This window comes from Intrasporangium sp., assembly GCF_032907665.1.
Lineage (GTDB): Bacteria > Actinomycetota > Actinomycetes > Actinomycetales > Dermatophilaceae > Intrasporangium.
In genome coordinates, this window is sequence record NZ_JAJJPG010000048.1 from 1 (window position 1) to 19,463 (window position 19,463).

Genomic DNA, 19,463 nt, shown 5'->3' on the forward strand with positions numbered 1-19,463 from the left:
CCGGCGGAGAGGGAACGATGCGTTGTCCCGATGCCGTCTGGACCATGTCGGCCTCACAGGACAGTCTCGCCAGATCTCCAGCACAGACCTGGGGATCCCTGTCGCCAAGGGCCAAACGGCCCGGGTCGTGCCACGGACAACGCAATGCCGTATGCCGCTGTGCTGGCTCCCGCGGTCACGTGGCCTCGGGAGGCGGCTGGGCGGCATACGGCACGGGAGGGTTGGAGGGGTCACCCCGCGGTGACTCGCGCCCACTGACTCGCCAGATGAGTCAGTGGGCGAGTCAGCGAGGCCGGCTGGTGCGGCGACAGATGGGCGTCAGCGCGCGGGCGTGGCTGCTGCGACGGCGTCGAGGGCGCGGGTGATGCGCGCCTTCGCGTCGGCGGCGACCGCGGCGAGGGCCTCGCCGGACGCGATCTGGGTCATGAACTCGGGGTTCATCGCTTCGACGACGGTGCGGCCCGCGTCATCGACGCGGACGACGACGTTGCACGGCAGGAAGACGCCGATCGACGGTTCCGCCTCGATGGCGGCGTGCGCCAGCGGCGGCCGGCAGGCCCCGAGAATGACCTGCGGGGGCAGCTCCACCCCGATCTTGGCCTTGAGGGTCGCGGCCAGGTCGATCTCGGAGAGGACCCCGAAGCCCTCCTCGGAGAGTCGCTCGCGGGTGGTCTGCAGGGCGTCCTCGAAGGGAAGCTCGGTCGTGACGGTGATCGCGTGGTCCATGTGCTCCTGTGCTCCTGGTTCTGGGGTTCTCGGGGCCGGTGCCGGTGCGGAAGGGGCTCAGGCTCAGGCGTCGGCCTTGGCGCTCTGCTCCTCGACCTTGCGGCGGACGTCGTCCATGTCGAGGTCGCGCACGGCCTGGATGACCTGCTCGAGGGCAGCCGCGGGCAGAGCACCGGGCTGGCTGAAGACCAGAATGCCGTCTCGGAAGGCCATCAGGGTAGGGATGGACGTGATGCGAGCCGCAGCGCCCAGCTGCTGCTCTGCCTCGGTGTCGACCTTGCCGAAGACGATGTCGGTGTGCTGCTCCGACGCCGCCTCGTAGACGGGCGCGAACATGCGGCACGGACCGCACCAGGCGGCCCACCAGTCGATGAGGACGATGCCCTCCTTCGACACGACGGACTCGAAGTCGGCGTAGGTGAGGTTGCGGGTGCTCATGGGTATTTCCTTCAGGGTGTGTGGCAGCGCCGGACTGGCGCGCCCCGGTGGACGTGGTCTACAGTGATGCCAACATACCCCCTGGGGTATATATTTCCACCACCAGAGACATCCCCGACCTCGAGGAGTTACGTATGTGCCGTCCCGCCAACTGCAGGACCTGCGGCAAGACCACGTGGGCCGGTTGTGGCCAGCACGTCGACCAGGTGATGCGCCACGTTCCCACCGCGCAGCGCTGCGAGGGTCACACGAAGGACGCGTCGGCGTCCTCCGGTGGTCTCCTCGGCAAGTTCTTCGGCCGCGGCTGACGAGCCCCCGAGGCTGAGCGGCTTCCCCCCCAGCCGCCCGGTCCGGCCGAAGCACGGATGGGCCGAGTGCGTTCCCCCTGGCGCACTCGGCCCATCCCTATGTCCGGCTCGGATCGGTCAGGCGACGTCGACCTCGAGGTCGACCTTGACGCCGTTGGCGAGGACGTCGTAGACCGCGGACCGGCTTCGTGACTGCTCCACGATCTCCCGAAGGACCTCGGCCGGGGCGTCACCCTTGACGAGGAAGGCCACCGTCACGTGCTGGTAGCCGTTGCGCACGTCCTGGAGGCCGAGGATGCCGTTGAGGTCGATGCTCCCGCGGACCGTCGAGCGGACCTCGGTGAGCGTCACCTTGCGCGCGGACGCGATGTTCGCGATCCCGGCGGTGAGGCAGGCCGCCAGCGCGTGGAGCAGGAACTCCACGGGCGTCGGGCCGTGATCCCGACCCACGAGGACGGCCGGGTGGTCCGCGTCGAAGACGAACTCGCGCTCGTGGGTGCGCTCCTCGCCCACACCGAAGAAGTCGTGGATCCGCGACAGGCTGTGGGTGCCCTCGATCCACTCGTTGTGTGCTCGGAACTCGAACTGGGCAGCCGCGGGCATCTCCCTCACCGCGTCGAGAGTTGCGAAGAGAGTCGCCGTGTCGACGCCGTTGCGGTGGCCTTGCGGCCGGACGGTCTCGGTGGTCATGTCATGTGCTCCTTGGTGATGGCCGGGCGCAAGACCGCAACCCGGATTGTGGTGACTTCGCGCCGGAGTCCCGGCGCTCCTCGTGCTGAGGTCTGGTGTCACGCTCTCGCCCGAAGGCCGCGCGGCAACGGGCGGGCGTACAGCTCACCCGCAAGGTCGTCGATGGCCACGGCGAGGCTTCGCTGCAGCTCGACGAAACGCTCCTGGTCCGGGAACGTGATGAGCTGCTGGGTGAGCTCGAAGATGGGACCGGCCAACCGGTCCCGGTCCTGCTCGAAGAGAGCCAACGCCTCGACCTCGCGGGCAGGACGGCTCAACGCGCAGTCGATGGCCCCCGCGAGCAGCTCTGCGTCGCGCAGGGCGTCGCTGATCCCGTGGCCGGTGATGGCGTCGCGGTGGTAGCCGGCGTCACCCACGAGCGACCACCCCGGGCCGAACGGCTTGCGGGCGTGGTTCGGCATGCGGAGCATGCCGCGGACCGGCTCCCGCTGGCACGCGGGGTCGAGCCGTGCCGCCAGGTCGGGCACCCGCTCGGCCAGGAGGGCGGCGAACGCATCGTCGGCGCCACGGTGCGAGCGCCGGAAGCGGCGAGCCGTTGCTTCCGGCGTGATCGCCCAGACACAGGCCTCGCTGCCGTGGGTCGGGAAGACACCGGCGAAGACCTCGTCGGCCAGATGGTGCTCGATGACCGGCCAGTCCCCTGCGAAGTAGGCGTACTGGCTCGCCGCGAGGGCGGGCCGCACGACGGTGAGCGGGGCCGACACGGAGCGCGCCAGACGCGAGCTCAGGCCGTCAGCGCCGACGACGTGCCGGGCCCGCACCTCGATCGGGCCGTCACCGTCGTGACCGGTCACGCCCACGACCCTGCCCTGCCCGTCGCGCACGACGTCGTCGACGCTCGTCGCCGTCCGCAGCGTCACCCCGGACTCCACGGCGGCCCGTTGCAGGACGTCGTCGAGGATGACCCGTCGCGGTGCGAGCAGGAAGTCGATGCCGTGGCGGTCCTTCACCTCGCGGGCGAGGACGCCCAGCCTGCTCGAGAACGTCACCCGGCGCAGCGTCGGCGCGCCCGTGGCGACCAGCGCCTCGACGACCCCGAGCCGGGCCAGCGAGACCATCCCCGAGCGCACGATGACGTGCGTCGAGACGGTGTCGCTCGGGAACTCCGCCCGATCGAGCATGACCACGTCGTGGCCCGCCCGTGCGAGGTGCGTCGCCGTGGCGGCTCCCGCCACCCGGGCACCCACGACGACGACGTCCGCCTCGAGGACCCGCCCCGACGCCCCGGGCTGCCGAGTCGGCCGCGTCCGCCGCGACGGTCCCGACCACCCCGACCCCGAGGGCCGAACGGACCCCCCTGTCTGCACTGTCTCTGACCCCACGTCCTTGCCCTCCACCTGTTGTCCCTTCGATCGGCTCGGGGACCACAGTCGTCGGTGGGGCGCAGTCGGGTCTGGGACTACATGTGGACTTCCTCTGGACGGTTCGTGGACTCGTCCTCCGCGAGGAACGCGTCGAGCTCGCTGAGCAGGTGCCCCCACGCCGGCTCGTCGGCCTGCAGCAGGTGGTTCCGGGTGTCGAGCGGCACGAGCCGGCTGCCCGGGATCCGGGCCGCGAACTCACGGCCCTGGCTGAACGGGATCCGCACCTCGTTGCGGCCGTGGAGGATCAGGGTGGGCACGGTCACCCGTGTCGCCGCCTCGCGGACGTCCATGTTGACCGAGACGTTGTTGAGGCGCAGGGCATTCTCGGCCGACGTCGTGCGCCGCATCAGGGCCGCGAAGTCGCTCCACATCTGCGGGCTCGCATCGGGCATGAACGTCGAGGAGAAGTACAAGCGGAAGGACGGGTCGTCGCGACCCCAGCCCATCCGGATCAGCTCTGCCTGCATCTCCGACTCGCGCAGCTCCTCGGATGTCGTCGCGCGGGCGAGTCGCCCGGTGACGAACGCGCCGACGAGGACGAGGCGGCTGACCCGCTCGGGGTGGCGCACCGCGTACTCGACCGCGACCGGTCCGCCCTGAGACAGCCCCAGGAGGGGGAACCGCTCCAGCCCGAGCTCGTCCACGACCGTCTCGAGATCGCGGACGAAGGACTCGAAGGAGATGTCCTCGGGGTCATGGTCCGAGAGCCCGCACCCGCGCTCGTCGTACCGAATGAAGGTGCGGCCCCGGGACAGTCCCTCCATCCAGTGTCGCCACACCGGACTCTGCCACTCGTAGTCGAGGTGGGTGATCCAGTGCGCAGCCCGGACGAGGGGTGGCCCCTGCCCGACCGTCGCGTAGGCGATCCGCACCCCGTCACTCGCCGTGCAGAAGCGGATCCGTTGCTCCAGTGCCCGCGGATGCGGAGACGGGGGCCCGGCCTGCGCCGGGACCTCGACCGCCGCATCGACGTCCGCGATCCAGCGATAGCCCCGACCGTGCACCGTCTTGATCACCTGCTGGAGCGCACCGTCGTCGCCGACCACCCGGCGCGCCGCCTTGATCCGGCTCGTCAGGGTCGACTCGCTGACGAAGCGGTCCCCCCAGACCGCGTCGAGCAGCTCGGTCTTGGTGACGACCCGCTCGCGGTTGCGCACGAGGTGGGACAGGACGTCGAAGACCTGCGGCTGGACGTGGACCGGCTCACCGCCGCGCTCGAGGAGGAACCGGTCGGTGTCGAGAACGACGTCGCCGAAGGTGAATCGCACCTGCCGATCATCCCACCCGTCCATCGCGCGAGGATCGCTTCAGCGGAAGCCCGCCCAGCGGCATACGGTATCGAGGGCCGTGACAGCTGTGGAAGGTTGGCCGGGCACCCACCGGGGCAACCTTCCACAGTCACATCTGCTCGGGCGATTCCAGGCCGAGCAGGTCGAGGCCCGTCACCATGGTGCGCAGCACGAGCGCGCTGAGGGTGAGCCGCGACTCCCGGAGGTCCGAGGTCTCGGCCTTGAGCACGGGGCAGTTCTCGTAGAACGCGGAGAACGCCTGCGCCAGCTCGAAGAGGTAGCCACAGAGCCGGTGCGGCTCGTAGTGCGTCCCGACCGCGCTCACGACGTCGGCGAAGTCCAGCAGGAGCACCGCGAGGGCTCGCTCGTGCGGCGTGCCGAGCGTGATGGGGGCGTGCTGCGCGAGCGGGTCGAGGCCGGCCTGCCGGAAGATCGAGCGGACCCGGGCGACGACGTACTGGAGGTACGGCCCGGTGTTGCCGGTGAGCGAGACCATCCGGTCGAGATCGAAGACGTACTCGCTGTTGTGGGCGACGGAGAGGTCGGCGTACTTCACCGCGCCGATCCCGACCTGGCGGGCAATGGTGGCCCGCTCGTCCTCGGACAGGTCCGGCCGGTTCTCGTCGATGAGGGCTCGCGCCTTGGCGACGGCCTCGTCGAGCAGGGCCATGAGCCGCAGCGAGGAGCCAGAGCGCGTCTTGAGGATCTTGCGGTCCTCGCCGAGGACGTTGCCGATCTGGATGTGGACCGGAGTGACGCCCTCCGGGAGCCAGCCGGCCAGCCGCGCCGTGTCCCACACCATGTTGAGGTGCAGGGCCTGCGGCGCGCCGATGACATAGAGGACCCGGTGGGCGCCGAGGTCTGCGACGCGATACTTGATCGTCGCGAGATCCGTTGTGGGATAACCGTATCCGCCGTCCGACTTGCGGATGATGAGCGGCACTGGCTTGCCCTCGCGCCCGGTGTAGCCATCGAGGAAGACGCACAGCGCACCGTCGGAGACCGTGGCGATCCCCTTGGCCTCGAGCTCGTCGCAGACGTCGGCCAGCATGTGGTTGTAGGTCGACTCGCCCGCGAGGTTCTCGTCGCCGAGGGTCACGCCGAGGGTCGAGTAGACCTTGTTGAAATACACCCTCGACATGCCGACGAGCCGGTGCCAGTGCTCCAGGGTCTCCGGGTCGCCGGCCTGGAGCTTGACGACCCGGGCCCGGGACCGCATGTCGAAGTCGCCCTCGCTGCCATCGGGTTCGGCCCGCTCTGCCGCGTCGAACTTCGCCCGCGCCGCCTGGTAGAACGCGTTGGGGTCGGTGACGAGCAGCTCGGCCTCGGGCGAGTCCTCGCCGACCTCGAGGAGGTGCTCGATGAGCATCCCGAAGGGGGTGCCCCAGTCGCCGATGTGGTTCTGCCGGATGACGTTGTGGCCGAGATGCTCGAGGGTGCGGGCGAGGGAGTCGCCGACGATCGTCGTGCGCAGGTGGCCGACGTGCATCTCCTTGGCGACGTTGGGCGCGGAGTAGTCGATGGGGATGTTCTGCCGCTCCTCGAGGGGCACGCCGAGTCGGTCGTCGGCGTCGACGTCGGCGAGCAGCGAGGCGAGCCAGGCGTCGCTGAAGGTGATGTTGATGAATCCGGGTCCGCTCACCTCGACGGTGTCGGCGACGCCGTCGAGGTCGAGCACCTCGACGATCTTGGTCGCCACGTCCCGCGGGGGCGCACCGACCTGCTTGGCGAGGGCGAGGGCGGCGTTGACCTGCACGTCGGCGAACTGCGACGGGCGCAGCACCGGGTCCGCCTCGCGGAACTCGTCGCCGAGGGCGGCGGCGATCGCGGACTGGACCTTCGGGGTGAGCGCGACGAGCGGGGATGCCATGCGGGCCAGTCTATGAGCGGGTCGTCAGTGCCCGCGCCGCCGTTTCGTCGGGGTGACCAACCCCATGGGGCCGTATGCCGCTGGGCTCGCTCCCAGCCACCCCACCCCCCGTCGAGTGGCCACGAATACAGGCTCGGTGGGCGCGCCCGCCCGACACGTGGGGCCACTCGACGTGCATTGTGGGGCCACTCGACGTGCATTGTGGGGCCACTCGACGTGGAGGGTTGGCGGTCAGGTCGCGGTGTTGCCGAGGTCGGCGGCCGCGAGCACCTGCGCCCAGGTCACCCGTTTCGGCTCCGGGGTGTCGCCGAGCGGGAGTCCGGCCAGGGCACGGCGGCGCTCGTCGCCGCGCAGCTCGTCGCCGAAGCGGTCGACGAAGATGAGCATGCGCGGGCGGGCGACCCCGCCGAGATTGTCCCGGACCGTCTCGTTGAGGTCCCGGGCCAGGGCATCGAGGTCCTGGTCCGCCGTGCCGCGGTCGAGCACGATGGCCGCTGCGAGGTAGCGACCGCCCTGGACGTCCCGGCGCTCGATGACGTCGGCGCGTTCGACGAACGGGTGGTCGAGGAGCGTCTGGCGCACCTCGCTGATCGAGACGAGCTGGCCGGAGAGGGACACGACCTCGTCGGTGCGGCCGAGGAACTCGAGTCCGCCCTCCGGCGTGCAGCGCACGCGGTCGCCGGTCGTGTAGAGGCCCGGGCGGTTCGTCCAGTGGTGGTCGGTCGCGGCGGCGACGTCGCCGGTGCCGGGCAGCATGGCGCCTGCCCAGGCCCGGGTGAGCACAAGCTCCCCCGGCTCTCCGTCGGGCACCCGATTCCCCTCCGCATCGACGATGGCCGGTGCGACCGACGGGACGAGCTCCGGGTCGAGGGGGCGGCTGAGGTGGACGATCCCGCCGAGCTCCACCTGGCCCCAGCCGTCAGCGACGACGACGGGGCGGTGGCTGAGGTCCGACGCCGCCCATTCACGGAGCGCCGGCTCGGAGGGCTCGGCGTAGAGCACCACCCGTCGCAATGACTCGACCGGGCTCGTGTCGGCAAGCGCGGGCGCCCAGCCGCGCATGGTCCGCAGGACCGACGGCGTCGTCATCATCGTCGTCACCTCGTGGCGGCGCATGATCTCCCAGGCGCGGGCGTGGGTCGGCACGTCGAGGGTTCCCTCGTAGAGGACCGTCGTGATGCCGCGGGCGAGTGGGCCGTAGATGCCGTGGGCCTGAACCGCCAGCCAGGAGACGTCTCCGGCGCTCCACAACCTCGGCCCCTCGCCGACGCCCCACTCGTGGAGGGCGGCCGCGGTGACGAGGCTGCTGGCGAGTCCGTGCGTGACGACGACGGGGCGCCCACGTCGATGGGCTTGGCTGATGATGGAGGAGGGATGGTCGCTGGGCAGGTCGACGGCCTCGCCGCCCGCGCGTCCAGCGGCACGCCGTCCCTGGCCACGGTCCGCCGCGACGAGGTCGTGGTACCACCGGTCCCCCTCGTACCACGCGACATCCATGCCGGTGCGGCGCACGACGATGGTGTGCTCGATGCCGGCGACGGCCGTGAGGGCCTCGTCGGCGCGGACCTTGAGCGGCAGGATCGTCCCGTGCCGCCAGGCGCCGTCCTGGGTGAAGAGCACCTTGGCCCCGAGGCTCTCCAGCCGGTCCGCGAGCGCCTCGGCCGGCAGTGGTGCCGGGAGCACGGCGTGGACGGCACCGACGCGGGCGCAGGCGAGCATCGCGACGACGGCCTCGGGGACGAGGCCGAGGTGCACGGCGACGACGTCACCGGGCTGGACGCCGATGGACCGAAGACCCCGGGCGAGCGTGGAGACCTGGGCGAGGAGGTCGCCGTAGGTGATGGTGCGCCGGTCGCCGGGCTCGCCCTCCCAGCTGATGGCGACCCGGTCCGGGTCGACCGCGGCGTGCCGGTCGACACAGGTCACGGAGGCGTTGAGCCGGCCGCCCGGGAACCAGTGGGCCCGACCGTTCCGAGGCTGCCACACCGCGTCGAACGGGGTGGACCACTCGACGAGCTCGGCCGCCCGGCGCCACGCTGCCTCGTCGGGCGCCCAGATCGGGTCAGGCATGGCCCAGCGTCCTCACCGCAGCGGCACCGGCCCGGGCCAGGTGCCCTGCGACGGCCTCGATGTCCTTCGGCGCGGCCCCCGGAGGCACGGTGGCGACGAGGGCGGCCAGCGCGCCGCCCTGCCCGTCGACGAGCGGCACGGCCACGTGGCCCGGGGGGCCCAGCGGGTGGCCCTCGACGACGAGCCACGGTGCCGAGGCCCAGGCGCCGCGTGCGGCCTCCGCCGCGGGCCGGTCCTCCTCCGCGCAGTGCTGGAGGATCGCCTTCCACTCGTCGTCGCTCGCTCGGGAACCGAGGAGGCGGCCGGTCGCTGTCGTGAGGGCGTCGCGCACGGTGTGGGGCTCTCGGTAGAGCCCGGCGTCCGGCCCGTCGACGCGGTCGATCGTGACGACGGCCGATCGCACGAGCGTCTGGACGACGATGGTCGAGCGGACGAGGTCGCGCAGCTGCGCGAGATAGGGCGCGAGGGCACCGAGGATCGGCAGCCGGGCCAGGTAGCGGTGGGAGAGCCGGACGAGCTCGGGCCCGAGGCTGTAGCGCGAGGACCGCGGGTCCTGCTCGACGAGGTCGGCGAGGACGAGGGAGCGCAGGAGCCGGTGGACCGTCGGGACGGTCATCCCGGACCGCTCGGCGAGATCGGTCAGCTGTTGGTAGGCGGGGCCCTCGCCGAGCAGCTCGAGAAGGGTGACGGCGTTGCGCACGGTGCCGAGGCTGCCCCTCGATTCCCGGTCCCCGACCTCCGTAGACGGCACGCGTGTCCTCTTTCGCTCGGCCCTGCGCTCAGGATGACAGCCGGCGTCTCACCCTGATCCGGAAAGAGACTGTAACTGGCCGGATAACAATTTCACAAGGAGCCCTTGCACTTTCAGATAGTGGAAACGTAGTCTCCACCTGTCCATCCCGCCACCGAAGGAGGGGACCCCGAGTGACCACAGGTCTCACCAGGGCATACCAGCACTCGCTGAACTCCTCGACCGTCCCGGCCGGACAACCCGCCCTCGAGGTCAAGGGCGTGGGCCTGCGGTTCGGCGGCGTGCACGCTCTGGAGGACGTGAGCTTCACGGTCACCCAGGGCAACATCCACGCTGTCATCGGTCCCAACGGCGCGGGCAAGTCGAGCCTGCTCAACTGCGTCAGCGGTCTCTACCACCCGCAGCAGGGCTCCATCGTCCTCCACACCGGCACTGAGGGCACCGCTCACGAGCTGACGAAGCTCAAGCCGCACCGGATCGCCCGCTTGGGCGTCGCCCGCTCGTTCCAGAACATCGAGCTCTTCTCCGGCCTCACCGTCCTCGAGAACCTCATGCTCGGACGGCACATCCACATGAGCAAGAGCGTGCTCACCTCGCTGCTCTGGTTCGGACCTGCCCGCCGCCAGGAGATCGAGCACCGCCACCTCGTCGAGGAGGTCATCGACCTGCTCTCGCTCCAGGCGTTCCGGCACAAGCCCGTCGGGTCCCTCGCCTACGGGATCCAGAAGCGCGTCGAGCTCGGCCGCGCGCTCTGCCTGCAGCCCGCCCTGCTCCTCCTCGACGAGCCGATGGCCGGCATGAACGCCGAGGAGAAGGAGGACATGGCGCGCTACGTCCTCGACGTCCACGAGCTGGCCGGGGTCACGGTCGTGCTCATCGAGCACGACATGGCTGTCGTCATGGACATCTCGAACCGCGTCAGCGTCCTCGACTTCGGTCGTCTCATCGCCGACGGCACCCCCGACGAGGTCAAGGCCGATCCGAGGGTCGTCGAGGCCTACCTCGGGGCCGAGGAGCACTGATGGCCGACGACACGACCAGCGAGACGACCAGGGACACGACGATGCCGGATGCCGCCCACCCCACTCCCGCCGTCAGCGCGCGCGCAGCCGGGCGGGCTTCCGGAGGTGCGGGAGGTGGTGCGTCCAGTGACAGCACCTTCCCTCGGCTCCTCGCATCCCTCGCGACGACCCGCGCAAGGGACACCGCCCTCCAGGAGAAGCGCTACGGCATCTGGCAGCCCCTGACCTGGGCCCAGTACAACGCGCGGGTTCGTGACTTCGCGCACGGTCTCGCGTCCCTCGGGGTCCGACGGGGCGAGATCGTCGCCGTCCTCGGCGACAACCGGCCCGAGTGGCTCATCGCCGAGCTGGCCGCCCAGAGCATCGGCGCGGCGGTGGTCGGCGTCTACCCCACCAGCATCGGCGAGGAACTCCACCACATCCTCAGCCACTCGCGTGCCCGGGTCGTCATCGCCGAGGACCAGGAGCAGGTGGACAAGCTCATCCGGCTGCGTTCGGAGACGACGGCATCGGGGGACGTCCTTCCCCTGGAGACCGTCGTCTTCTACGACCCGCACGGCCTCGAGGCCTACACCGAGCCCTTCCTCAGGGACTTCACCGACATCGAGGCACAGGGGCGCGCGTGGGGCGAGGAGCACCCCGGCTGGCTCGACGAGCAGATCGCGTCCAGCACTCCGGACGACGTCGCGGTCATCTGCACCACGTCGGGCACGACCTCTCGCCCGAAGCTCGCCGAGCTCTCGCACGCCAACCTGCTCGCGATGGCCGAGCACCTCACGTCGATCGACCCGATCCGGCCGAAGGACCGCTACGTCTCCTTCCTTCCCTTCGCCTGGATCGGTGAGCAGATGCTCGCCGTCGCCTGTGGCCTCTCCAAGGGTCTGACCATCTCCTTCCCGGAGGACTCCTCCACCCAGAAGACGGACCTGCGCGAGATCGGCCCCAACGTCATGTTCTCGCCCCCGCGCATCTGGGAGTCGATGCTCTCCGAGGTCCAGGTGCGCATCGACGAGGCGGGCCGCCTCAAGCGCGGCATCTTCGGCTGGGGCTACGCCATCGGCGACCGGGTCGCCGAGCAGCGCATCCACGGCAAGGCGAGCCGGTTCAACCCGCTCTACTGGATCGCCGATCAGGTCGCCCTGCGGCCGGTCCGGGACCAGCTCGGGCTCGCCCGGATCGACCACGCCTACACCGGTGGCGCTCCGCTCGGTCCCGATGTCTTCCGGTTCTTCCACGCGATCGGCGTCAACCTCAAGCAGATCTACGGACAGACCGAGATCTGTGGGATCGCGGTCGTTCACCGCGACGACGACATCGCCTTCGCCTCGGTCGGCACCCCCATCCCGGGCACCGAGATCCGGATCAGCGACGACGGGGAGATCCTGCTGCGTTCGAGCTCGGTCTTCCGCGGCTACCACCGCAACCCCGAGGCCACGGCCGAGGCGGTCGACGCCGAGGGGTGGCTGCACACCGGTGACGCCGGCTACCTCGACGATCGAGACCACCTCGTCGTCATCGACCGCGCCAAGGACGTCCTCACGACCAGGGACGGCACCCGCTTCTCGAGCGCCTTCATCGAGAACAAGCTGAAGTTCTCCCCCTACGTGGAGGAGGCCGTGACCTTCGCGACCGACGAGGACATCACGGCCATGATCACCATCGACCCCATGACGACCGGCTCCTGGGCGGAGCACGAGCGGCTCAGCTACACGACCTACACCGACCTCGCAGGCAAGCAGGAGGTCCGGGACCTCATCGCCGAGGAGGTCCTGCGGGCCAACGAGGACCTCCCGGAGAGCATCCGGATCAAGCGCTTCGTGCTGCTGCACAAGCAGTTCGACCCGGACGACGACGAGATCACCCGCACCCGCAAGGTTCGGCGGTCCGTCATCGCCGAGCGCTACGGCCAGATCATCGAGGCCCTCGCACGAGGCTCCCGGGACGTCACCCTCCGCAGCCTCGTCACCTACCAGGACGGCACGCAGGTCGAGCGCAACCTCGTCCTCACCATTGTCGACATGTCCACCTTCCGTGCTCCCGAAGGCCGGGGGCGTCGACCCGTCTGGAGCGGCCGCCGATGACCACCTTCATCTCGCTCACCGTCTACGGCCTGTCCGACGGGGCCCTCCTTGCCCTGGCAGCGCTCGGCTTCGTCCTCATCTACAAGGCCACCCGCGTCATCAACTTCGCCCAGGGCGAGTTCCTCCTGGTCGGCGCGTACATGTTCTACACCGCCTTCGTCGTCATGCGCCTGCCGCTCATCGGCGCTGCGCTCTTCGGGGTGCTCGTCGCGATCGTCCTCGGCGTCGTCGTGGAGCGCTTCGTGCTCCGCCCCCTCATCGGTGAGCACGCGATCAGCGTCATCATGGTGACGATCGGTCTGTCGGCGGTGCTCAAGGCGGTCATCCAGATCTTCTTCGGGACCGCGGTCCGTGAGCAGCCACCGATCCTGCCGACCGGCTCGATCCAGCTGGCCGGTGCCACGGTTCCCGTCAATCGCCTCATCGTCATCGGCACAGCGGCGATCGTCCTGTTCGCGTTCTCGGCCTTCTTCCAGCGGTCGCGCCATGGTGTCGCGATGCGCGCCGTCGCAGACGACCAGCAGGCCGCCCTGACGATGGGCATCTCGGTCAAGCGCGTCTTCAGCCTGGCCTGGATCCTCGCCGCCATCTCCGCGCTCATCGCCGGCGTCCTCCTCGCGGACCTGTCCGCGGTCGAGCAGGGGATCGCGGCGTTCGGCCTCATGGTCTTCCCGGTCGTCATCCTCGGCGGTCTCGACTCCGTGCCCGGCACGGTCGTCGGTGGCCTGGTGATCGGCCTGCTCAAGCAGTACGTCTCCGGCTACGCCGACCCCGGTCTCGCCGAGGTGATCCCCTACATCGTGCTGGTGGCCATCCTCATCGTTCGGCCCTACGGCATCTTCGGCGAGACACGGATCGAGAGGGTCTGACCCATGGCGACTGCCACCGGCATCCACCACAGGACCTACCGGTCCGAGCTGCGCCTGCGGCACACGAGGGCAGAGTTCTTCCGGCTCGCCCTCATGGTCGTGCTGCTCCTCGCGGCCCCCTACATCCTCGACCGCTACTGGCTCGGGATCGCCAACGTCATCCTCATCTCGGTGATCGGCGCGGTGGGCCTCAACATCCTCGTCGGCTTCACCGGCCAGATCTCTCTCGGCCAGGGCGGCTTCCTCGCCGTCGGCGCCTTCACCTCCGTCATCATCTCGGACCGAGCCGGAGTGCCGGTGCCGATCAGCATTCTCGTCGCGGTGGTCATGACAGCGGCGGTCGGGGCATTCTTCGGGCTGCCCGCCCTGCGCCTCAAGGGCCTCTACCTCGCAATCGCCACCTTGGCGTCGCAGGAGATCATCATGTTCGTCGTCCGCCGATGGGAATGGCTGACGGAGGGCAAGGGCTACCTCGAGGTCAACCGTCTGCAGGTCGGCGGCTTCGAGATCGAGCGACGGATGTTCGAGGTCCAGTGGTACTGGATCCTCCTCGCGCTCGCCGCGCTCGCGGTCATCGTCGCACGCAACCTCTTCCGGACCACATTGGGCCGCAGCTTCATGGCCGTGCGTGACCAGGACATCGCGGCCGAGGCCATCGGCGTCAACATCACTCGTGCGAAGGTCACCGCCTTCGCCGTCTCGAGCGGTTTCGTCGGCCTCGCCGGCGCCCTGACCGCCCACTACACCGAGACCGTCACCTGGGAGCGCTTCACCCTCGACGTCTCGGTGCTCTACCTCGCCATGATCATCGTGGGCGGCCTCGGCAGCATCGCCGGCGCGGTCTACGGTGCGATCTTCATGGGCCTGCTCCCGGCCCTGCTCACGGAGCTCGTCGATGTGCTCGGCACGAGCCTGCCCGGTCTCTCGGACCAGCTCCCGGCCCTCAAGAACGCCGTCTTCGGCGTCGCGATCATCGTCTTCCTCCTGGTGGAACCCAGAGGACTCGATCGGATCTGGACCCGGATGAAGGACTACATCCGGTTCTGGCCCTTCCGCTACTAGCGACCGGGCCCGCCCAGACTCCCGCTCCTTCCCAACACACGCAGTACCCGCACCATCACGCCAGCAGGCGACCGATGAATGGAGAAGAAATGAAGTTCAGCACCCGCTATGCGGCGGTCGCCACGATGGCAGCCGCTGCGCTCGCACTGTCCGCCTGCGGCGGAGCCGCCACCGAGGACGGTGGTGACGGCGGCGCCGGCGCCGGCGGCGACACCGCGCCGATCAAGCTCGGCATCATCGCCGACCGCACTGGCGCCACCGGTGACGTCGGCTCGCCGTACAACGACGGCATGCTCGGCTACATCGACTGGATCAACGCCAAGGGCGGGATCAAGGGACGTCAGATCGACGCGGACTCCAACGACTACGCGTACAAGGTCCCGACGGCCGAGGAGCTCTACAAGAAGTACGTCAACGACGAGGCCGTCGCCATCCAGGGCTGGGGCACCGGTGACTCGGAGGCCCTGCGCAGCAAGGTCGCCGCGGACAAGCTCCCGTTCATGTCGGCGTCCTACGCCGAGCCGCTGACCGACCCGAAGGAGTCCCCGTACAACTTCGTCGTCGCGCCGACCTACTCCGACCAGATGCGTGTCGCGCTGAACTGGATCGCCGAGGACGCCGGCGGCAAGGCCGACGTCGCGGTCTTCCACAACGACAGCCCGTTCGGCCTCGCGCCGGTGGCGGACGGTCAGACGTGGATCAGCGAGAAGGGCCTCAACCTCGGCTACAAGGCCTACCCGATGCCGAAGACGCCGAACTTCGTCGGCCTGCTGACGCAGGCCAAGAGCCAGGGCGCGAAGTACATCGTCATCCAGAACGTCTCGTCCCCGGCAGCGCAGGTCGCCAAGGACATCAAGGCGCAAGGCCTCGACATGAAGATCGTCTGCCTCAACTGGTGCGCGGACGAGCTGTTCATCAAGACGGCAGGCGCTGACAGCGCCGAGGGCCACATCCTCGTCCAGCCGTTCGCCCCGGCGTCGGCCCAGAAGCCGGGCCACGCGGTCATCGACGAGTACCTCAAGTCCAAGGGCTCCTCGCTCGCAGACGAGGGTCTGCACTACGCCCAGGGCTGGTACACGATGGACATCATGGCCAAGGGCATCGAGAAGGCCATCGACGCAGGCGGCGAGCTCACGGGCGAGGCGATCAAGTCGGCCCTCGAGACGATGGGCCCGGTCGACACCGGCGGCGTCGTCGGGGCAGGCACGGTCGAGTTCTCGGCGGACTCGCACCGCGGCTCCACCGGCACCGGCATCTACGAGGTCAAGGGCGGCGACATGGTCGAGCTCGCGGCGAACCAGACGCCGGAGTCCTGATCCGATGAGCCCAATGAGCTCGGTCGAACTGAGCGGGAAGGGGGCGGCCGGTGCCTCGGCGCCGGCCGCCGACCTCCTCACGCTCAACAACGTCGAGGTCATCTACGACGACGTCATCCTCGTGCTGCGCGGCCTCTCGCTCTCGGTCCCCGAGGGGCAGATCGTCGCGCTCCTGGGCTCCAACGGCGCCGGCAAGTCGACGACCCTCAAGGCCGTCTCCGGGCTGCTGCCGACCGAGCACGGGGAGGTGACCGATGGGTCGATCCTCTTCGCGGGGAAGAACATCACGCACCTCGACGCGGCCGAGCGCGTCAAGCTGGGCCTGTCCCTCTGCATGGAGGGACGGCACGTCTTCGAGCACCTGACCGTCGAGGAGAACCTCATCTCCGGCGCGTACTTCCGCGGACGGATCGACACCAAGGCCGACCTCGACATGGTCTACGGCCTCCTGCCGAAGCTCGGCGACATGAGGGCCCGGATCGCCGGGTACCTGTCCGGTGGCGAGCAGCAGATGCTCGCCATCGGGCGGGCGCTCATGGCCAAGCCCAAGCTGCTCATGCTCGACGAGCCGTCGCTCGGCCTGGCCCCGCTCCTCGTGAAGGAGATCTTCGCCTTCATCAAGCAGGTCAACGAGGAGATGGGTCTCACGGTCCTCGTCATCGAGCAGAACGCCCGGCGCGCACTCGAGGTCGCCGACCACGGCTACATCATGGAGCAGGGCCGGATCGTTCTGGAAGGCACCGCCCAGGAGCTGCAGGACAACCCGGACGTCAAGGAGTTCTACCTCGGTCTCGGTGAGTCCGGGGGACGCAAGAGCTTCCGTGACGTCAAGCACTACAAGCGCCGCAAGCGCTGGCTCTGAGAGGGGCACACCGTGTCGGTCGATCGTTCCTCCACGCTCGCCGGAGCCGTCGAGGCGTATGCCGCTGGGCTGGCTCCCGCTGTCGGTGACGTCGTGCGCCGGGCAGCGTCCGCGGTTCCCGCCTTCGCCGAGCGGGTGCACGCTGCGGGACTGTCGGCCGACGAGCTGGCGTCCGGCGATCTCGCGCGGCTGCCGATCCTGACGAAGGACGACGTCCTCGCCCGACAGCAGGCGGAGCCGCCCTTCGGCGGCATGCTCGCCGAGGGAGCGGCGGTCCGACGGGTCTTCCAGTCGCCCGGCCCGATCTACGAGCCGGAGATCGACGGACCGGACCCGTGGCGGTGGGCGCCGGCCCTCACCGCGGCCGGGATCGGCCGCGGGGACGTCGTGCTCAACTGCTTCGGCTACCACCTCTCCCCTGCCGGTGCGATGTTCGAGGAGGGGTGCCGGGCGGTCGGCGCGACGGTCATTCCCGGCGGCATCGGGAACCAGGACCTGCAGGTGCAGGCTGTCGCCGACCTCGGGGTGACCGCCTATGTCGGGCTCCCCAGCTACCTCAAGGCGCTGGTCGAGCGCTTCGACGAGCTCGGCCACGGTCCGGAGCGCTGGCGGCTCTCGAAGGCCCTCGTCACCGCAGAGCCCTTGCCCGACTCCCTCCGCGCCCTGCTCCAGGAGCGGGTACCGACCGTGCTGATGTCCTACGGCACGGCCGAGGTCGGACTCATCGCCTACGAGACCTCGCCGGGCAGCGGCCTGCTGCCCGCGCCGGGCGTCCTCGTCGAGGTCTGCGAGCTGGACTCCGGCACGCCGGTCTCGCAGGGCGAGGGTCAGGTCGTCGTCACCCTCGCGCGGCCGGAGTACCCGCTGATCCGCTTCGGCACGGGTGACCTGTCTGCCTGGAGGACCGGGCAGGACGGCACTGCGCGGCTCGCAGGCGTGCTCGGTCGCGTCGGCGAGGCGGTGAAGGTCAAGGGAATGTTCCTGCACCCGCGGCAGGCGGCCACGGTGATGAACGGGCTGCGCGGCGTGGCCGCGTGGCGCTTCGTCATCGACCGGGTCAACCACAAGGACGAGCTCGCCTGCGAGGTGGTCCTCGACGCGTCGGCGGGCGACCGGGACGGCGTTGTCGAGCAGGTCCGCTCGGCCGTGCGTTCGGGTTTGCGCTTCGCCGCGGTCGTCCGAGCCGTCGACGCCGTGCCCGAGGCCGAGTCGGGTCGCATCATCGACGCCCGCAGCTGGGACTGACCAGCCGCCTCCCGACTCCCTCGGTGGGGTGGAGGCGCCGACCCTTCACCGGCGCGTCCACCCCGTCGCGGGGACTCGCTACTGGCCGCCCGGCGTGAACCCCGCGCGGCGGGCCGCCTCCTCGTTGAAGAACCAGACGTCCGGCTCCGCCTCGTCGTAGCCCGGGCCGCCCGGTGCGAGGAACGTGCTGGAGTCCCGGAAGCCCTTGACCGCGTGGCCCAGGGGCTGGGCCCCGTCGTCGAGCGGGGACGCCGACCCGATGCCGAAGCCTCCGTCGCGCACCTCGTCGAACGACGAGATGCGCCGCTCGGGACGGCTTCCCCCGTCCGCGCCGGAATCGTCCGGCTCGGCCGTCTCGGGCTCGTCAGGCGGTGGCACCTCGGAACCGGCCGGCTCGGGGGCCGGTTCGACGTCGAGGCGCTGCTCGCGGTCGTAGGGCCGCTGCGACCGCTCGGCCACCGGCGCCGCCCCGGGCTGCGGTTCATCGCCCTCGTCCGCGTGACCCGCCGGCGCGGCCGGTTCCCGGGCCGCCCCGCTCGCCGCGCGAGGGCCGGCGGGCTCGGTCAGGTCGGTCGACCACGGCTGTCCTCGGTGGTCGCCCGGGTCGTCGCTCGGCGGCCCCCCACCGGCGATGAACTCGTCGCGGTCCTCCAGGGCGGGGACGGAGACCTCATCGACAGCAACGGGATCCTCTGTAGCCCGCTCGGGCCGAGCCGCGGCGAGATCCTCGTCCGCCGGGCCGTTGATCCAGTCTGCGGCCTCGCTCTCCTGCGCCGCCGAGGCCCCGAGCTCCTCGTCGTCGACCTCCTCGACCGGACCGTTGATCCAGTCGGCGTCGTCAGTGGTCATGGTCTCGTCCTCTCGGGCGTCCGGCGCGCTCGCGTGACCGATACCCGTCCCGACCTCCCCCGCAACATCGGCCCCGTCGCCGTCCGGGCCGTTGATCCAGTCCGGTGCCGCGCTCTCCTCGGCGGCGGAGGCCGCGAGCTCCTCGTCGTCGACGTCCTCGACGGGGCCGTTGACCCAGTCCGCATCCTCGGACTCGTCGGCGACGGGCACCTCGGGTGCGCTGGACGAGGGGACGTCATGGGCGCTCTCCACGGACACCTCGTGTGCGGCAGGGGCGGGGGCGGGTTCCCGGCCCGGCTCGGTCGACGCAGCCTGGTCGGCAAAGGGATTCTCGGCGTCGGCGAGGTCGGGCTCGTCATCCTCCTCCGTGAAGGCCCGCGGACCGCTCGCGCGACCCGCGGCTGCGGCTGCCCCTGCCGCCCCCGATCCCGCGAGCGCCACCCCTGCGGCCACCGAGCCCGGCGCACCCCCCGGCCGACCGAATGCGCCTCGCTCCTCGAGCGGCTCGGTCTCCGCGTCGACGCGACGGCCGGACTCGTCGACGCGACGGCCCTCCTCGTCGGTCGGGACATCGGGGTCGATCCGATCGGC

At 70.3% G+C, this 19,463-nt stretch carries 16 protein-coding genes and 1 pseudogene; 8 read left to right on the top strand and 9 right to left on the bottom strand.

Translation table 11 applies throughout. The annotated features are described in order from the left end of the window. Positions 1-318 precede the first annotated feature (318 nt). Together LOY02_RS09225 and trxA are read right to left on the bottom strand one after the other, a co-directional pair. Positions 319-726 (bottom strand): DUF302 domain-containing protein, encoded by a 408-nt coding sequence (locus LOY02_RS09225; protein WP_317182058.1) that lies wholly within the window; start codon positions 724-726, stop codon positions 319-321. A gap of 63 nt (positions 727-789) precedes the next feature. Further along, on the bottom strand, positions 790-1,164 hold the full coding sequence (gene trxA / locus LOY02_RS09230) for a thioredoxin (RefSeq protein WP_317182059.1): 375 nt from the start codon (positions 1,162-1,164) through the stop codon (positions 790-792). Positions 1,165-1,298: 134 nt separating this feature from the next. Between trxA and LOY02_RS09235 the strand changes: the two genes are divergently transcribed. Further along, the gene (locus LOY02_RS09235; protein ID WP_317182060.1) at positions 1,299-1,472 is read left to right on the top strand and encodes a hypothetical protein; all 174 of its coding nucleotides are present in this window, start codon (positions 1,299-1,301) and stop codon (positions 1,470-1,472) included. A 117-nt stretch (positions 1,473-1,589) separates the two neighbouring features. Here LOY02_RS09235 and LOY02_RS09240 read toward each other — a convergent pair whose 3' ends face one another. The 6 genes from LOY02_RS09240 to LOY02_RS09265 all read right to left on the bottom strand — a co-directional run bounded on the left by LOY02_RS09240 (position 1,590) and on the right by LOY02_RS09265 (position 9,566). Continuing rightward, the gene (locus LOY02_RS09240) at positions 1,590-2,162 is read right to left on the bottom strand and encodes an OsmC family protein (protein WP_317182061.1); all 573 of its coding nucleotides are present in this window, start codon (positions 2,160-2,162) and stop codon (positions 1,590-1,592) included. A gap of 98 nt (positions 2,163-2,260) precedes the next feature. Continuing rightward, complete coding sequence (locus LOY02_RS09245) at positions 2,261-3,703, bottom strand: NAD(P)/FAD-dependent oxidoreductase (protein ID WP_317182062.1); 1,443 nt, start codon at positions 3,701-3,703, stop codon at positions 2,261-2,263. Beyond that, positions 3,622-4,878: an alpha/beta fold hydrolase gene (locus LOY02_RS09250; protein WP_317182063.1), complete on the bottom strand. Its 1,257-nt coding sequence runs from the start codon at positions 4,876-4,878 to the stop codon at positions 3,622-3,624. Before LOY02_RS09250 ends, LOY02_RS09245 begins: the two co-directional genes overlap by 82 nt. Before the next feature lie 106 nt (positions 4,879-4,984). Then, positions 4,985-6,745: an arginine--tRNA ligase gene (gene argS / locus LOY02_RS09255; RefSeq protein WP_317182064.1), complete on the bottom strand. Its 1,761-nt coding sequence runs from the start codon at positions 6,743-6,745 to the stop codon at positions 4,985-4,987. 231 nt (positions 6,746-6,976) lie between these two features. Beyond that, positions 6,977-8,815, bottom strand: coding sequence for an AMP-binding protein (locus LOY02_RS09260; RefSeq protein ID WP_317182065.1), 1,839 nt, complete (start codon positions 8,813-8,815; stop codon positions 6,977-6,979). Further along, positions 8,808-9,566 (bottom strand): IclR family transcriptional regulator, encoded by a 759-nt coding sequence (locus tag LOY02_RS09265; protein WP_317182066.1) that lies wholly within the window; start codon positions 9,564-9,566, stop codon positions 8,808-8,810. The genes LOY02_RS09260 and LOY02_RS09265 overlap by 8 nt, the downstream gene beginning before the upstream one ends. A 173-nt stretch (positions 9,567-9,739) precedes the next feature. Here LOY02_RS09265 and LOY02_RS09270 point away from each other — a divergent pair, with 173 nt between their 5' ends. From LOY02_RS09270 to LOY02_RS09300, 7 genes are all read left to right on the top strand, one after another. Further along, the gene (locus tag LOY02_RS09270; protein ID WP_317182067.1) at positions 9,740-10,588 is read left to right on the top strand and encodes an ABC transporter ATP-binding protein; all 849 of its coding nucleotides are present in this window, start codon (positions 9,740-9,742) and stop codon (positions 10,586-10,588) included. Beyond that, complete coding sequence (locus tag LOY02_RS09275) at positions 10,588-12,669, top strand: AMP-binding protein (RefSeq protein ID WP_317182068.1); 2,082 nt, start codon at positions 10,588-10,590, stop codon at positions 12,667-12,669. Before LOY02_RS09270 ends, LOY02_RS09275 begins: the two co-directional genes overlap by 1 nt. Next, positions 12,666-13,538: a branched-chain amino acid ABC transporter permease gene (locus LOY02_RS09280; protein WP_317182069.1), complete on the top strand. Its 873-nt coding sequence runs from the start codon at positions 12,666-12,668 to the stop codon at positions 13,536-13,538. The genes LOY02_RS09275 and LOY02_RS09280 overlap by 4 nt, the downstream gene beginning before the upstream one ends. 3 nt (positions 13,539-13,541) lie before the next feature. Beyond that, complete coding sequence (locus LOY02_RS09285; RefSeq protein ID WP_317182070.1) at positions 13,542-14,600, top strand: branched-chain amino acid ABC transporter permease; 1,059 nt, start codon at positions 13,542-13,544, stop codon at positions 14,598-14,600. An 89-nt stretch (positions 14,601-14,689) separates the two neighbouring features. Continuing rightward, positions 14,690-15,916: an ABC transporter substrate-binding protein gene (locus LOY02_RS09290; protein ID WP_317182071.1), complete on the top strand. Its 1,227-nt coding sequence runs from the start codon at positions 14,690-14,692 to the stop codon at positions 15,914-15,916. 13 nt (positions 15,917-15,929) lie between these two features. Beyond that, positions 15,930-16,778, top strand: coding sequence for an ABC transporter ATP-binding protein (locus tag LOY02_RS09295; RefSeq protein WP_317182072.1), 849 nt, complete (start codon positions 15,930-15,932; stop codon positions 16,776-16,778). Between the two features lie 12 nt (positions 16,779-16,790). Beyond that, the gene (locus LOY02_RS09300; protein ID WP_317182073.1) at positions 16,791-18,023 is read left to right on the top strand and encodes a phenylacetate--CoA ligase family protein; all 1,233 of its coding nucleotides are present in this window, start codon (positions 16,791-16,793) and stop codon (positions 18,021-18,023) included. 78 nt (positions 18,024-18,101) lie between these two features. Here LOY02_RS09300 and LOY02_RS09305 read toward each other — a convergent pair. Then, a pseudogene (locus LOY02_RS09305) lies at positions 18,102-19,463 on the bottom strand (hypothetical protein); the annotation flags it as partial.